This is a genomic window from Bifidobacterium vespertilionis, assembly GCF_008698145.1.
GTDB lineage: Bacteria > Actinomycetota > Actinomycetes > Actinomycetales > Bifidobacteriaceae > Bifidobacterium > Bifidobacterium vespertilionis.
Genome location: NZ_RZNZ01000002.1, coordinates 272416 through 287195, shown reverse-complemented (window position 1 = coordinate 287195; position 14780 = coordinate 272416). Strand labels below are relative to the sequence as shown.

At 65.4% G+C, this 14780-nt stretch carries 14 protein-coding genes and 1 pseudogene; 8 read left to right on the top strand and 7 right to left on the bottom strand.

Annotation, left to right across the window (positions count from 1 at the left end; translation table 11 throughout):
• The first annotated feature begins 20 nt into the window (after nt 1-20).
• Nucleotides 21-257, top strand: coding sequence for a hypothetical protein (locus EMO90_RS02570; RefSeq protein ID WP_150353277.1), 237 nt, complete (start codon nt 21-23; stop codon nt 255-257).
• Between the two features lie 86 nt (nt 258-343).
• Here EMO90_RS02570 and EMO90_RS02565 read toward each other — a convergent pair whose 3' ends face one another.
• From EMO90_RS02565 to efp, 7 genes and pseudogenes are all read right to left on the bottom strand, one after another.
• Nucleotides 344-577 (bottom strand): hypothetical protein, encoded by a 234-nt coding sequence (locus EMO90_RS02565; protein WP_150353278.1) that lies wholly within the window; start codon nt 575-577, stop codon nt 344-346.
• Between the two features lie 83 nt (nt 578-660).
• Nucleotides 661-1272: a guanylate kinase gene (gene gmk, locus EMO90_RS02560; RefSeq protein WP_150353279.1), complete on the bottom strand. Its 612-nt coding sequence runs from the start codon at nt 1270-1272 to the stop codon at nt 661-663.
• Between the two features lie 394 nt (nt 1273-1666).
• A pseudogene (gene pyrF, locus EMO90_RS02555) lies at nt 1667-2500 on the bottom strand (orotidine-5'-phosphate decarboxylase); the annotation flags it as partial.
• 68 nt (nt 2501-2568) lie between these two features.
• A complete protein-coding gene (carB, locus tag EMO90_RS02550; RefSeq protein ID WP_150353280.1) occupies nt 2569-5952 on the bottom strand; it encodes a carbamoyl-phosphate synthase large subunit in 3384 nt (1127 codons plus the stop codon).
• Nucleotides 5953-5955: 3 nt separating this feature from the next.
• Nucleotides 5956-7146 carry a glutamine-hydrolyzing carbamoyl-phosphate synthase small subunit gene (gene carA, locus EMO90_RS02545; protein WP_223849659.1) on the bottom strand — a complete coding sequence of 397 codons (1191 nt, stop codon included), beginning with the start codon at nt 7144-7146 and terminating at the stop codon, nt 5956-5958.
• 58 nt (nt 7147-7204) lie between these two features.
• Nucleotides 7205-7762, bottom strand: coding sequence for a transcription antitermination factor NusB (nusB, locus tag EMO90_RS02540; RefSeq protein WP_150353282.1), 558 nt, complete (start codon nt 7760-7762; stop codon nt 7205-7207).
• A gap of 34 nt (nt 7763-7796) precedes the next feature.
• On the bottom strand, nt 7797-8360 hold the full coding sequence (gene efp, locus EMO90_RS02535) for an elongation factor P (RefSeq protein WP_150353283.1): 564 nt from the start codon (nt 8358-8360) through the stop codon (nt 7797-7799).
• Nucleotides 8361-8617: 257 nt separating this feature from the next.
• Between efp and EMO90_RS02530 the strand changes: the two genes are divergently transcribed.
• From EMO90_RS02530 to EMO90_RS02505, 7 genes are all read left to right on the top strand, one after another.
• Nucleotides 8618-8845, top strand: coding sequence for a hypothetical protein (locus EMO90_RS02530; protein WP_150353284.1), 228 nt, complete (start codon nt 8618-8620; stop codon nt 8843-8845).
• Nucleotides 8846-8907: 62 nt separating this feature from the next.
• Nucleotides 8908-9540 (top strand): hypothetical protein, encoded by a 633-nt coding sequence (locus EMO90_RS02525; RefSeq protein WP_150353285.1) that lies wholly within the window; start codon nt 8908-8910, stop codon nt 9538-9540.
• A gap of 426 nt (nt 9541-9966) precedes the next feature.
• Nucleotides 9967-10191: a hypothetical protein gene (locus tag EMO90_RS12325; protein WP_223849660.1), complete on the top strand. Its 225-nt coding sequence runs from the start codon at nt 9967-9969 to the stop codon at nt 10189-10191.
• Complete coding sequence (locus EMO90_RS02520) at nt 10170-11570, top strand: beta strand repeat-containing protein (RefSeq protein ID WP_223849661.1); 1401 nt, start codon at nt 10170-10172, stop codon at nt 11568-11570. The genes EMO90_RS12325 and EMO90_RS02520 overlap by 22 nt, the downstream gene beginning before the upstream one ends.
• Before the next feature lie 84 nt (nt 11571-11654).
• Entirely contained in the window at nt 11655-12410 is a 756-nt protein-coding gene (locus tag EMO90_RS02515) for a hypothetical protein (protein ID WP_150353286.1), read from the top strand.
• 183 nt (nt 12411-12593) lie between these two features.
• Nucleotides 12594-13460, top strand: coding sequence for a DUF3737 family protein (locus EMO90_RS02510; protein WP_223849662.1), 867 nt, complete (start codon nt 12594-12596; stop codon nt 13458-13460).
• Nucleotides 13457-14740 carry a MalY/PatB family protein gene (locus tag EMO90_RS02505; RefSeq protein ID WP_223849663.1) on the top strand — a complete coding sequence of 428 codons (1284 nt, stop codon included), beginning with the start codon at nt 13457-13459 and terminating at the stop codon, nt 14738-14740. The genes EMO90_RS02510 and EMO90_RS02505 overlap by 4 nt, the downstream gene beginning before the upstream one ends.
• Nucleotides 14741-14780: the final 40 nt, after the last annotated feature.

Genomic DNA, 14780 nt, shown 5'->3' with positions numbered 1-14780 from the left:
ATGTTGGATAACATGCCAATATGACAGTGGCGGGAATTCCTCTCCAGGATTTCCCGCCACTGTCATACCAAACGTTAACGGTCAAAATGGAAATCATCGCCGAAGAACATGCGCCACGCCGTGACGATATCGTCATAGTTCGAAGTCAGGAAGAACTGAAGACGCCTTATATCTCTAGCGGATATATGACCATTGTTATGCCCCAATTCGATCGTTCCATCTGCCCCGAGCACAAAACGGGCCAAATCATGTCGTGAGCCGTACGCCCGCCACATGAACATGCACGCCATGTTCCCTGTCGAGCGCAGTGAAATAAATTGAATATCCGCCAAAGGTGAATATCTCAGGCATCGGCGTATTCACGATCAATGGCGCGCAAACCGTCGATGGTTGGCTTGACCCGGGCGAACCAATGGTGCAGGAAGGAAACGCCCTGCTCACCGAACGTCGAAGACAGAATCTTGCCATTATTGTCAAACGTTGCTCGGTGTGGGTATCCCAGTTCAGTGACGGTGATGGTGTCATCATCCCACTGGGTTTTAATGCCCATCATGACGAAAGTGTTGTCGTCGCTCATTGTCCCTCCCCGCTCATCCGCCATTCACAATACCCGATCTGATGGTCTTCGACAACCTTTCCTTTGCGGGGAAGCTCGGCGTCTTACTCCGCCAGACCATACTCCTGCGCGATGAGGTGCCAGAGCTCGGCGGCGGCTTCGTCGACGGTGTTGTTGACGATCGTCACATCGAATTCGGATTCGGCGGCAAGCTCCACCTTGGCGGTTTCGAGTCTGCGCGCCTGCTGCTCCGGGGTTTCGGTGCCGCGGCCGATCAAACGGCGCTTGAGTTCCTCGAAGCTCGGCGGCGCGATGAACACGTAGACGACCTCCAGACCAAGCTCGGCGGCGCGCTGCTTGACGCGACGGGCTCCCTGAAGGTCGATCTCAAGAATGGTGGGCACGCCGGCGGCCAGATGCTCCTTGACCGGGGCAAGCGGAGTGCCATAGTGAGCCATGCCGTGGACCACGGCGGTCTCAAGGAACTCCCCCGCCCGCTCCTTGGCGAGGAACTCGTCATCGGTCATGAACCAGTAGTTCACGCCGTTCACTTCGCCGGGACGCGGGGCGCGCGTGGTGGCGGAAACCGACACCCACACCTCGGGGTGATCGGCGCGCAGTTTGGCCTCCACCGTCCCCTTGCCCACCGCGGTGGGTCCGGTAAGCACCAGAAGGCGACCGGTGACATGCGACGAAGAGCTGGAGGTGGAGGTCAAACTGCGTCCTTTCTAAGAACTGTGGCGAATATTGCGCCGACTGCAAAAAACGTCAGCGGGTTCCGGCGGGACTCGCCGGGCTAGACTGGGCGGGACGGACCGCGGGAGCGGGCTCGGAATCCGTCGCCGGCGTCTTCGTCTCGTCCTCGTCCTCACCCGTGTCGGAGGCAGAGGCAGCGGGAGCGGGGGCCGAATCGGGCTTCGCAGACGGTTCAGCCGTCGCAGCGGTATCTTCGACCGGCTTCGTCTCTTTCGCATCGGTCGCGGCCGCAGCGGCATCAGTCGGAACCGCAACCGCAACCGGAACGGGAGCGTCGGGCGTCACGGGTGCCGAAGATGAGGACGAAGGCGTATCAAAGGCGGCCAGCGTCGCGGACTCCTCGTAATCATCAGGCTCCTCGGTGGCCTCAAGCAGCGCCTGACGCACATCGAGCGCGATAGACTCGGTGGCCTGCGCCAGCATGGCGATGTCCGGGCCGTGCGAGGCGATGAAGCGGGACACGGTGACGAGCACGTTGCCCTTGGTGCCTTTGAACACGGTCTTCAGGTCCTTGGCCTCGGCGCCCTGCCAGCCGTAGCCAGGAGACAGGATCGGGCCGGTGAACTTGGCCGGATCGACGCCGGCGTCCTTTATCCACTGGCCGATGGTCGCGCCGATGATCAGACCGACGGAGCCCATGCCCTCAACGCCCTGATTGTGCTTCTGGGCGGTCGCCGCGATGCCGAAGGCGACCGTCTTGCCCTTGTAGTCGCCGCTCTGGCGAATGGCGGTCTGCAGGCTCGCGCCCTCCTCGTTGGAGGTCAGGGAGGCGATGAACACGCCGCGGCCGTTGTCCAGGGCCTCTTCGATCAGACCGGACAGCGATCGCGCGCCGTAATACGGCAGCAGGGTGATCGCGTCGGCCAGCAGCGGGGCACCCGGCTTGAAGTAGGCGTCCGCGATGGCGGAGATGGTGGTGGACAGGCCACCGTGCAGGCAGTCGACGATGGTGATGATGCCCATCTGACGCGCCGCATAGAGCACCCGCTCGAGCGCCGCGAAGCCCTTGGCCCCGTAGCGCTCGAACATGGGCGCCTGGAATTTGACCGCCGCGGCCCTGCCGTGTGCGGCCTGGAGCATGCGCATGGCGAAGAGCTCGGCGCCCTCCGCGTCCACGTTGTACCCCCAATCGGTGAGGATCTTCCGGTGCGGGTCGATGCCCACACATAACGGACCGTATTGGTCCATGCACTTCCTGAGTCGCAGACCGAAGTCCGACTTCATTGCATTCTGTTCTGCCCCACCGATTGTGTCCATCAGAATTCACGGCTTTCTAGCTCGAAGAGCTGCTTGGAATGTTCCTGAATGCTCATGATCTGATAGTCATTATTGCGCACGGCCTCGATCGCCAGCAGCACGGCCGAGAACTCGGTCATGGTGGTGAACTGGGGCAGATCCGCTGCAATGGCGGCTGCACGGATGGAGTAGCCGTCCGAGCGGGAGCCACGCGAGTTCGGCGTGTTGAGGATCATGTCGATCTGGCCGTCCTCGATGAGCTCGACGACGTTCTTGCCCACCGAGCCGCGCGCGTGGGTGACCTTCACCGGGGCTTCCGGATCGGAGTCGACGCGCGTGTTGATCTTGTCCACGATCTTCGAGTCGATGCCGTAGCGGCTCAGCACGGAGGCGGTGCCCTCGGTGGCCCAGATCGTGAATCCAAGCTCCACCAGTCGCACGGCCATGAGCGGCAGCTGCTTCTTGTCCGCGTCGTTCACCGAGATGAACACGTTGCCCTTGGTGGGCAGGCCGCCGTCATACGCGGCGAGCTGGCTCTTGGCGAAGGCGTGCGGGAAGTCGCGGTCGAAGCCCATGACCTCGCCGGTCGAGCGCATCTCCGGGCCGAGGAGGATGTCCACGGTCTTGCCCACGGGGGTGCGGAAACGCTTGAACGGCAGCACGGACTCCTTGACGGCCACCTGCTGGCCCGGGCGGATGATGCCGCCGTCGCCCTTGGGCAGGAGCAGACCGTTGGCGCGCTGGTCGGCGATGGTCTCACCCACCATGATGCGCGCGGCGGCCTTGGCCAGCGCCACGCCGGTGGCCTTCGAGGCGAACGGCACGGTGCGGGAGGCGCGCGGGTTGGCTTCGATCACGTACAGCGTGTTCGCCATGAAGGCGTACTGCACGTTGACCAGTCCCTTGACGCCGCAGCCCTTGGCGATGGCGTAGGTGCCCTCGCGAAGCCTGCGGATCTGGTCGTCGGACAGCGTGCACGGGGGCAGCGTGCAGGCCGCGTCGCCCGAGTGGACGCCGGCCTCCTCGATGTGCTCCATGATGCCGCCGATGTACAGCTCCTCGCCGTCGAACAGGGCGTCCACGTCGATCTCGATGGCGTCCTGCAGGAACTTATCGATGAGCAGCGGGCTGGGGAGCCTGCCGGAGACGACCGTGTCGGCCTTCGCCTCGTCGAGCGCGCGGTTGACGTACTTGGTCAGCTGCCTGTCGTCGTACACGATCTCCATGCCGCGGCCGCCGAGCACGTAGCTCGGGCGCACCAGCACCGGGTAGCCGATGTTGTGGGCGGCCTCGCGGGCCTCCTCGAGGCTCAGGGCGGTGCCGTAGCGCGGGGCGTTCATGTGCTCGCGGGCCAGGACCTCGCCGAAGAGCTCGCGGTTCTCCGCAAGATCGATGGATTCCGGAGTGGTGCCGAGGATCGGCACGCCGGCGGCCTTCAGACGTGCGGCGAGCGACAGCGGGGTCTGGCCTCCGAGCTGCACGATCACGCCCTTGACCGGGCCCATCTTCTTCTCCGCCTCGTAGATCTCAAGCACGTCCTCGAAGGTGAGCGGCTCGAAGTACAGGCGATCGGACATGTCGTAGTCGGTGGACACGGTCTCGGGGTTGCAGTTGACCATGATCGTGTCGTAGTCCTTGCCGAGCTCCTGCACCGCGTGCACGCAGGTGTAGTCGAACTCGATGCCCTGACCGATGCGGTTGGGGCCGGAGCCGAGGATGATCACGGCCTCGCGGTCGCGCGGGCGCAGCTCGGACTCGTCGGCGTAGCAGCTGTAGTAGTACGGCGTGACCGCGTCGAACTCGGCGGCGCAGGTGTCCACGGTCTTGTAGACCGGACGCAGGCCGTAGCTCCAGCGCAGCTCGCGCACGGTGTTCTCACCCTCGTCCCCCAGACCGCGCAGATGGGCGATCTGCAGGTCGGACAGGCCGGCCAGCTTGGCCTTCTTCAGCAGGCGCGGGGTCAGGGTCTCGGCGTCGCGCACCGCAAGGGCGGTCTCGTTGATGCGGCGCAGCTGCTCCACGAACCACGGGTCGATCTTGGTAGCCGCGTGGATCTGCTCGGGCGTGGCGCCGCCCCACATGGCGCGCTGGATCTGCAGGTAGCGGTGCTCGGTGGGGACCTTGATGGCCTCGAGCAGCTCGGCGACCTCCGCCTCGGAAGGCTTGTCGCCATCCCAGCTGAAGCCCATGTGACGCTTGTCGATGGAGCGCATGGCCTTGCCAAGGGACTCCTGGAAGTTGCCGCCGAGGGCCATGGCCTCGCCGACGGACTTCATGGAGGTGGTGAGCCTCGGATCGGCGCCCGGGAACTTTTCGAACGCGAAGCGCGGCACCTTGGTGACCACGTAGTCGATGGTCGGCTCGAAGGAGGCCGGCGTGGACTGGGTGATGTCGTTGCGGATCTCGTCCAGCGTGTAGCCGAGGGCCAGCTTGGTGGCGATCTTGGCGATCGGGAAGCCGGTGGCCTTGGAGGCCAGGGCGGACGAGCGGGAGACGCGCGGGTTCATCTCGATGACGATGATGCGGCCGGTCTGCGGATGCACGGCGAACTGGATGTTGCAGCCGCCGGTGTCCACGCCCACGCCGCGGATGATCGCGATGCCGATGTCGCGCAGCTTCTGGTACTCGCGGTCGGTGAGAGTGAAGCAGGGGGCCACGGTGATGGAGTCGCCGGTGTGGACGCCCACCGGGTCCACGTTCTCGATGGGGCAGACGACCACCACGTTGTCGTTGCGGTCGCGCATGAGCTCGAGCTCGAATTCCTTCCAGCCCTCGATGCCCTCCTCGATCAGCACCTCGTCCGTGGGCGAGTAGTGGATGCCGGCGCCGGCGATGCGGTGCAGCTCCTCCTCGTTGTGCGCGATGCCAGAGCCGAGGCCACCCATGGTGAAGCTCGGACGGACGACCAGCGGGTAGCCGAAACGCTCCGCGATGCGGTCCACCTCCTCGAGGGAGTGGGCGATGTCCGAACGGGCCGACTCGGCGCCGGCCTCGTCCACGACCTTCTTGAACAGCTCGCGGTCCTCGCCGCGGTCGATCGCCTCAAGGGAGGCGCCGATCAGCTCGACGCCGTACTTCTTGAGGATGCCGGCCTCGCCCAGCGCCATCGCGGCGTTCAGGGCCGTCTGGCCGCCCAGCGTGGGCAGCAGCGCGTCGGGGCGCTCCTTGGCGATGATCTTCTCGAGGATCGGGGTGGCGATCGGCTCGATGTAGGTGGCGTCGGCCATCTCCGGATCGGTCATGATAGTGGCCGGGTTGGAGTTCACGAGGATGACGCGGATGCCCTCCTCACGCAGCACGCGGCAGGCCTGCGTGCCGGAATAATCGAACTCGGCGGCCTGTCCGATGACGATCGGGCCGGAGCCGATGACCATCACGGACTTGATGTCAGTGCGCTTGGGCATGTGTCACTTACCTTCCTTGGAGCTCTTCATCAGGTCGACGAAACGGTCGAACAGATAGGCGGCGTCGTGCGGGCCGGCGGCCGCCTCGGGGTGGTACTGCACGGAGAACGCGGGGATGTCCAGGCACTGCAGGCCCTCCACCACATCGTCGTTGAGGTCGATGTGGCTCACGCGCACCTTGCCGTACCTGCCGTCCGCATACGGGGAGGCGACCGGCTCGCCCTTGGGGGCGTCCACGGCGAAGCCATGGTTGTGCGCGGTGACCTCCACCTTGCCGGTGGTCAGGTCCATTACGGGCTGGTTGATGCCACGATGGCCGAACTTGAGCTTATACGTGCCGAAACCGAGCGCGCGGCCCAGAATCTGGTTGCCGAAGCAGATGCCGAAGAACGGATAGCCGGCGTCCAGCACCTGGCGCAGCAGGTCCACGACGGCATCCGCCTCGCCCGGATCGCCCGGACCGTTGGAGAAGAACACGCCATCCGGGTTGAGCTCCTGAATTTCGCTGAACGTGATGGTGGAGGGGACCACGTGCACGCGGCAGCCGCGCTCGGCCATGCGGTGCGGGGTCATGCCCTTGATGCCCAGATCCACGGCGGCGACGGTGAACAGCGGCTCCTTGCCTTCGAAGTCGCCGCACGGCTCCACCGTGTACATGGCCTTGGTGCTCACCTCGTTATACAGGCTCAGGCCCTGCATCTGGGGGGTGGCCTTGACGCGCTCGAGCAGCTGCTCCACGGTCTTTTCGCGGCCGTCCGCGTCCACAAGCTCCTCGCCGGAGAAGATGCCGGCGCGCATCACGCCCGCGCTGCGCAGGTGGCGCACCAGCTTGCGGGTGTCGATGCCGCTGATGCCCACGATGCCCTCGGCGATCAGATCGTCGTCCAGGCTGCCGGTGGCGCGCCAGTTGCTGACGACCGGGCTGGGATCGCGAACCACGTAGCCGGCCACCCAGATGCGGCTCGACTCGGGATCCTCGCGATTGACGCCGGTATCGCCGATGTGCGGGAAGGTCTGCACCACGATCTGGCGGTCATAGCTGGGATCGGTCAACGTTTCCTGGTAGCCGGTCATGCCGGTCGCGAACACGATCTCTCCAGTGGTCGCGCCGCACGCGCCGAACGGCTCGCCGACGTAGACCTGTCCGTCCTCCAGAACGAGGACGGCATCCTCCGGGGAAAAGCTCAGGTTCACCACAACCCCCTTGTTATTTCAAGTTATTCGTACTTACCATAATCGCCGGCGCGGACGCTCAGTCGGCCTGCGTCCCGGCGGTTTCGGAGTCCTCCGCGGGCGTGTCCGCGGCGGTGTCCTCGCCATCGGCGCCTTCGGATCCATCGGCCGTCTCAGCCGCCTCGGACTCCTGCGCGGCCTCCGCCTCCTCCTTGGCCTTGCGCGCCTCGCGCAGGGGCTTCTCCTCGGAGCACACGGCGGACAGCAGGCCGTGGATGAAGCTGGGCGAATCGGCGTCGGACAGGGACTTCGCCAGCGTCAGCGCCTCGTCGATGGCCACCATGTCCGGCACATCGTCGTTGAACAGGATCTCCCACACGCCGATGCGCAGGATGTTGCGGTCCACGACGGCCATGCGGCTGACCTTCCAGCTGGTGGACCGGGCATTGAGAACGCCGTCGATGTCGCGACGGTGCTCGGCGACGCCACGCACGATCTCGATGGCGTATTCGGGAAGGGGGGTCTGCGCGCCGGGATGTTCGATGCGTTCAGCAAGAAGGGACAGGATATCCTGTCCCTTCTCATCCGCTTCGTACAACGTATTCAGCGCCCTCTTGCGAGCGGTGGAACGTGCCATGTGAAGCTTTCTCCTTGTGGTCCTCGGTTGAGAATCAGTTCTCGCGGCCGATGTAGGAGCCGTCGCGGGTGTCGACCTTGACCTTGTCGCCCTCGTTGATGAACAGCGGGACCTGGATCTCGGCGCCGGTCTCGACGGTCGCGGGCTTGGTGCCGGCGGTGGACCGGCTGCCCTGCAGGCCGGGCTCGGTGTGGGTGATCTCGAGCACCACGGAGGCCGGCAGTTCGACGTTCAGCGGGTTGCCATCATGGAAGGAGACGATGCAGTCGGTGCCCTCGAGCAGGAACTTGGCCTGATCGCCAACGAGCTCTCTGGGGATGTAGGTCTGGTCGTAGGTCTCCATGTCCATGAACACGAAGTTGTCGCCGTCCTCGTAGGAGTACTGGAGGTTGCGGTTGTCCACGGTCTCGAACTGAATCTTCATGCCGGCGTTGAAGGTCTTGTCCACGATCTTGCCGGTCAGGACGTCCTTAATGGTGGTGCGGACGAAGGCCGGGCCCTTGCCGGGCTTCACATGCTGGAACTTGATGACGGTCCAGAGCTTGCCGTCCAGGTTGAGGACGGAACCATTCTTGATGTCGTTGGTAGTCTGTGCCACGTTATTCACCTATTTTCAAACTAGCGTATGGGGCAAACCCAAAAATTGCCTTGGCTATTATGCCACAACCCGCATACAGCGCGTCGCATCATGGCCAGGAGCAATCGTTCCCCGCCCGCACGCCCGCTTCTCAGCCGATGCGCAGGCTTCGGACAGATGATTCCGGGCGACGCCGAAGGCTTTCCCAAGCGTTGGCGCAGGCCGCATTGGGGAGCAGCGCGTTCAATCGAAGGCAACCCCACGAAAGGATGGCCAGCATGAACGCCAACATCAATTCACACCAATCATCCCGACTCCATGGCTCCGGGCCGCGTCGATTCGCCGGCATCGCCGCCGCGCTCCTGTTGGCCGCCGCCCTTGCGATGGGGTTCGCGGTCGCCTCAACCGCGCAGGTGGATGACTCCCCCGCGCGGCAGGCCACCACCGTCAGCCAGTTCGAGGAGGCGGTGGGCGACTCCTCGGATGAGGCGCCGATCACCGTGTGATCGAGCTATCCGGAGCCCCGCCATCTCCACCATCAACCCCGCCATCAACGAAAGGACCAATCATGACCAATACCGTCAATGGGGGCAACAACCCCGCCAAGGTCTCCGGAGATTCGGCAGACGGCAACGCAGCCGACTTCGACAGGACGAAGGCGATCGCCGCGGATCCCACACCCGCCAAGCGCTCTGAAGCCTCCGACCAACCCACCCCGCAGGATCAGCCGACGCAGCCCATGCAGCCGGCTCAGGCTGCGCAATCCCCACAGGCTGCGCAGCCGCCGCAACCCGTCTCCGCGGAACCTGTCCAAGGCGCACAGCCCCAAGCCGCACGGATTCCCCAGCCCAGCCAGCCCTCCCCCGCCGCACCTGCCGCATCCATCCCAGGCGCATCCACCCCAAGCGCGCCGATTCCCACGGTCGCCGGTCCGAAGCCGAACAAGGCTCCGGGCGCATGGACGCTGGCATTCAAGTCGATCGACAGGAAGGTCTGGGCCATCTTCGCCGCAGGCGCGCTGGTCTTCGGTCTGGCCGGCGGAGCGGCAAGCGCGGCGCTGGTCTCATCGTTCGACGGCGGCTCCCATTCCGGAGGATTCAGCCGACATGTGAGGATGTCCGGCAGCGGCTCCTCCGACGGCTCCATCGGGCGTTCCGGTGGAGCCTCGCAGGGCGGATCAGGCGAAACGCGCGCCTCCTGATTCGAGATCCCGCCGGCCCGGTGTGCAGCACAGACTGGGCGAAACCGATCATAGCATTCGCAAACTGGGCGGATCGGTTCATTCAGAGGCCGATTTTGCGGTCTGGATGAACCGATCCGCCCAGTTTGCGTCATCGACCGGGGCGGCCAATTGACATCCGCACCCATCCTGCCTCCAAGCGGTCGGTGGCGAACGATAGCCCTTTGGGGTTTCGTCCGCCACCGGCCGCCGTTCGTATACCCGTCCATGCCCCGACTCCCATGCCCGCAGCTTCATTGCCATGCACCCGCAGCACAATCCAGAAACCTCCCAGACAACGTCCAGAGACTCTTGCCCAACCCCCTAGCGCACATTGCGTGGACTTTGGACAAGCGCCGAGGCGCAGACCGTTCAATGGAGGCATCGAACACGAAAGGACGGTCGATTATGAACAGGAACACCATCGCGGCGGCGCATGCCCCGCAGACCCCTTCCCTGGTCACCGGCAAACTCGTCGCCATCGTCATGGCGGCCTCCCTGACCGCCGGATTCGCCGCCGGGGCGATCGGCACCGCCATAACGGGCAGCGCCACCACGTCCGCCGGCGGCAGCCAATCCGCCATGGGCACGCCCCGAACGGGACGGGCGGCATGGGCGGCGCGAACACCATGACCTACGACTACACGGGCTCCTACTCCGGCGCGATCACCGCCGACGGATCCTCGCAGTCATCCAGCGGCGAAACGATCAGCGCCTCGGACACGGACCAGAACGCCGCCCTGGCGCAAAACGGCGGGACGCTCACCCTGAACGGCGGCACGCTCGCCAAGTCCGGCGACGGGTCGAACGACGACAACAGCAACTTCTACGGCACGAACTCCATCGCGCTTACGGTTGGCGAAGGCTCCACGCTGGTGCTGGACGGCACCCGGCTGACCGCATCCGGGTCCGGATCGAACGGCGTCTTCGCCACCGATTCGGGCACCGCGCTGGTCCGAGGCGCGACGATCGAGACCACGGCGGACAACTCGCGCGGCCTCGACGCCACCTACTCCGGCACGATCCTCGCGGGCAACGTCACCGCCAGCACCCAGGGCGATCACAGCGCCACAGTGGCCACCGACCGCGGCGGCGGATCGGTTTCCGTGACCGACTCGACCCTGTCCACGGCGGGTTCCGGATCCCCGCTGCTGTACTCGACCGGCGACGTGCAGGTGAGCAACGTGACCGGTACCTCCACCGACAGCCAGATCGCCGGCATGGAGGGCTACAACACGATTCTGATCAAGGACTCCACACTGGAGAGCACCAACACCGACCGCACCGGCTCCGATCCGATCGCCAACGGCGTGATCATCTACCAGTCCACATCGGGCGACGCCGAATCCTCCACCGGTCAGCACGCCACCTTCCAGGCCGTGGACTCCACCCTGAAGTCGGCGATCGAATCGGGCTCGATGTTCTACTTCACCAACACCACCGCCGACGTGGTGCTCTCCAATACCACGCTCGACTTCGACACCTCGAAAGCCACGCTGATCAACGCCTCCGGCAACGACGCGAACAACTGGGGATCCGCCGGATCGAACGGCGCGACCGTGAACTTCACCGGCCGCGCCCAGACGCTCGAGGGCGACGTGACCGCCGACACGATCTCCACGGTGAACCTGTATCTGCTCGAGGGCAGCACCTGGACGGGATCGGCGTCGATCACCGAGAACGCCTCCGCCGGCTCCGGCTCAACGTCCGAAGCGCCGATCTGCGTGAACGTGGACGGCACCTCGACATGGGTGGTGACCGGGGACACCACGATCTCCGCACTCAACGTCGCATCCGGCGGCAAGGTGGTCGACGCATCCGGCAGGACGGTGACGATCGTGGCCGACGGACAGACCGTCGTCAGCGGCACAAGCGATGTGACGGTGACCGTGACGGGCTCCTACTCCACGACCGTGGAGGCAGGGACCGACACCGAAATCGCCGACGAGACCATCGACCGCACCGCATACGACGACCAGTTCGGCACCTCCACATCGTGGACCATGGCCTAGCGGCGGAACACGATCCGCCGCCGGCCGCCCATCACCCACTTCAATCATCCACCACATTCGTCGCATAACGCGAAAGGACCAATCATGACCGAAAACAACACGGGTAACACCAACAACACGGGCAACGCAACCAACAACGGACTCTTCAACGGCACCGGCAACGCGAGCCCGTCCCCGACCGGCGGAGCCCCGCAAACCCAGCCGATCCAGACCCAGCAGACCGCCCAATACAGCCAGACCGCACCCGTTCCGCCGGTCAACGGCACGCAGCCGGCATGGGGCCAGTACGCCCCGGCGCAGCCCGCCCAGCCCATGCAGCCGGGACCGTATGCGCCGGCCACCCGCCAGGACGGCGGCGCGGCCAAGATCGGCGGCAAGCTCTGGGCGGCGATCGGCGCGGTGTCGCTGGTCTGCGGACTGATCGGAGGGGCCGCCGGCTCCGCGGCCGTCGCGGCGGTCGGCGGATCGGACTCCGGAACGGGCTCGGGCCAGCAGATGCAGATGCCGGGCGGAGGCTCCGGCAACGGCGGATTCGACGGCAACGGCCAGTCCGACGGATCCTCGTCCGGCTCAGGCTCCTCCGGGTCCAATTCGGGCAACGGATCCTCTGACGGCAACGGCATGGGCCAGCCGCCGAGCGGAGGCATGGGCGGACAGTCGGGCAACGGCTCCAACCAATCCGGCAACGGGCAGTCCGGCAACGGCAACGGTTCCGGCTCCTCGTCCGGCTCAGGCAACGGGAAGTCCGGCTCCTCCAACGGCTCCGCTTCGAACTCCGGTTCCTCCAGCTCCAGCACGGACACAAGCGAATACAACGAATCCGACACCCTGACCATGTAGCCCATCCGGTGCGGCTGCCGCGCATAGCTTCCATCCATTCGCGGCAGCCGCACCATGCATTGTCCCAGCCCCGGAAACCCCGGCCCCGATCCCCCGGCCCACCGCTTGACTTCAAGTGCTCGAAGTCACTAAGACTGCCCGTGTAGGCACATATCACCACGGACCATCGAAAGAGGGAAGATCGTGACCGAAACCCTGCAACGCGGCGACGAACGGGCGACCGTCAGCCAGCAGCTGCTCACCGGCGAGCGAGCGGCGTTCTTCGCGCGCAACACCACATACGTCGACACCATTTTCGCCGATGGCGAATCACCGCTCAAGCATGCACGGGACATCGAGCTGATCGGGTGCTCGTTCCAATGGAAGTACCCATTGTGGTACTGCGAGAACGTCATCGCGCGCCGATGCACCTGGTTCGAAATGGGCCGCGCCGGCGTTTGGTACACGAACCACCTGCTCGTGGAGGACTCAACGATCGAGGCCCCGAAGAACTTCCGCCGCTGCCGGGACCTGACTCTGCGCAACGTGGACCTCACCCACGCCGAGGAGACGCTGTGGAGCTGCACGGACGCCACGCTGGACAACGTGGTCGCCAAGGGGGACTACTTCGGCATGAACTGCGAGCGGGTCACGGCGGACAACTTCCGCCTGGTGGGCAACTACCCGTTCGATGGGGCGCGCGACATCACGGTCCGCAATGCGCGGCTCGTGTCCAAGGACGCCTTCTGGAACACCGAGAACGTGACCGTGGAGCATTCCTACATCTCCGGCGAGTATCTGGGATGGAACTCCCGGAACCTCACATTCGTGGACTGCACGATCGAAAGCCTGCAGGGCCTGTGCTACGTGGAGAACCTCAAGCTGGTGAACTGCCGCCTCCTCAACACCACGCGCGCCTTCGAGTACTCCACGGTGGACGTCACCGTGGATTCGCGCATCGGCAGCGTGATCAACCCCTCCGGCGGCGTGATCCGCGCGGAGGCGATCGACGAGCTCACCTTGGACGCTGCGCGCGTGGACCCGTCCGCCACGAGGATCGAGACCGCATGATGACCGGGAAGACAACGGCGGGGAACCCGATCGCACCCGCATCCGAAGCATTCGACTTCGACGTTCGGGTGGATCGTTCCGGCACGCACGCTCTCAAATGGGAGGAGGCCGACGGCGCGCTGCCCATGTGGGTGGCGGACATGGACATTCCCACCGCGCCGGCCGTCCGCGAGGCCATCGCCCGCCGGGCGGCCAACGGCGTGTTCGGCTATTCCACGGTCCCGGACGAATGGGCACGGGCGTACGCCGACTGGTGGGGTGCCCGGCACGGGCTCACCATCCGCCCGGAGGAATTGGTCTTCACCACGGGCGTGATCCCGGCCATCTCCAGCATGGTGCGCAAGCTCACCACCCCGGCGGAGAACGTGGTGATCCTCACGCCGGTCTACAACATCTTCTTCAACTCGATCCTCAACAACGGCCGCAACGCGCTGCAATCGCCGCTGCGCTACGAACGGTCGGCAGATGGCGCGACCGGGCGCTACACGATCGACTGGGCCGACCTGGAGGCGAAGCTCGCCGATCCGCAGACCACGCTGATGATCCTGTGCAACCCGCACAATCCCACCGGCGCGATCTGGGATCGGGACACGCTGGCCCGCTTCGGATCGCTGTGCGCCAAGCACCATGTGACGGTGATCAGCGACGAGATCCACTGCGATCTGACCGACCCGGGCCACGGCTATGTGCCGTTCGCCTCGGTGAACGAGGAGTGCCGATCGATTTCGGCGACCTGCCTCGCCCCCACCAAGGCGTTCAACATCGCAGGTCTGCACACCGCCGCGGTGCTGGTACCGGATCCGGCGCTGCGGCACAAGGTGTGGCGCGGGATCAACACCGACGAGGTGGGCGAGCCGAACGCCTTCGCGATCGACGCGGCCGTCGCGGCATTCACGCAGGGCGGACCGTGGCTGGATGCGCTGCGCGGGTATCTGGCGGGCAACAAACACGAGGCGGCGCGGATGATCGCCACATACAACGCATCCGCGCCCGCCGATCGACGCGTGGCCCTGTGCGAGGGGCCCGCCACCTATCTGCTGTGGCTGGATTGCTCGGCGTTCATTGATGGCCCGTCGGCCGTCCCCGCATCCGCGCCCGCAAGGTTCCGGGACACGGACGAACTGTGCGATTGGCTCACGCGCGAGCACGGCGTGATGTTCTCCCCCGGCGGCCATTTCGGCGGCAACGGGCGCAACTTCCTGCGCATCAACGTGGCCTGCCCCAGGGCATCCGTGCGAGATGGCATCGGCCGGCTGCTGGAGGGCCTGAGCGAACGATAGAATGATCGCAGTGCGGGCGCGACCGCAACGCGGCCCGCAG

Excerpts from the sequence above, each read along its gene's own strand:
- EMO90_RS02515 (WP_150353286.1), top strand. The coding sequence starts at position 11,655 with ATGACCGAAAACAACACGGGTAACACCAACAACACGGGCAACGCAACC.
- carB (WP_150353280.1), bottom strand. The coding sequence starts at position 5,952 with ATGCCCAAGCGCACTGACATCAAGTCCGTGATGGTCATCGGCTCCGGC.
- EMO90_RS12325 (WP_223849660.1), top strand. The coding sequence starts at position 9,967 with ATGAACAGGAACACCATCGCGGCGGCGCATGCCCCGCAGACCCCTTCC.
- nusB (WP_150353282.1), bottom strand. The coding sequence starts at position 7,762 with ATGGCACGTTCCACCGCTCGCAAGAGGGCGCTGAATACGTTGTACGAA.
- EMO90_RS02530 (WP_150353284.1), top strand. The coding sequence starts at position 8,618 with ATGAACGCCAACATCAATTCACACCAATCATCCCGACTCCATGGCTCC.
- EMO90_RS02570 (WP_150353277.1), top strand. The coding sequence starts at position 21 with ATGACAGTGGCGGGAATTCCTCTCCAGGATTTCCCGCCACTGTCATAC.
- EMO90_RS02525 (WP_150353285.1), top strand. The coding sequence starts at position 8,908 with ATGACCAATACCGTCAATGGGGGCAACAACCCCGCCAAGGTCTCCGGA.
- EMO90_RS02565 (WP_150353278.1), bottom strand. The coding sequence starts at position 577 with ATGAGCGACGACAACACTTTCGTCATGATGGGCATTAAAACCCAGTGG.
- EMO90_RS02520 (WP_223849661.1), top strand. The coding sequence starts at position 10,170 with ATGGGCGGCGCGAACACCATGACCTACGACTACACGGGCTCCTACTCC.
- EMO90_RS02505 (WP_223849663.1), top strand. The coding sequence starts at position 13,457 with ATGATGACCGGGAAGACAACGGCGGGGAACCCGATCGCACCCGCATCC.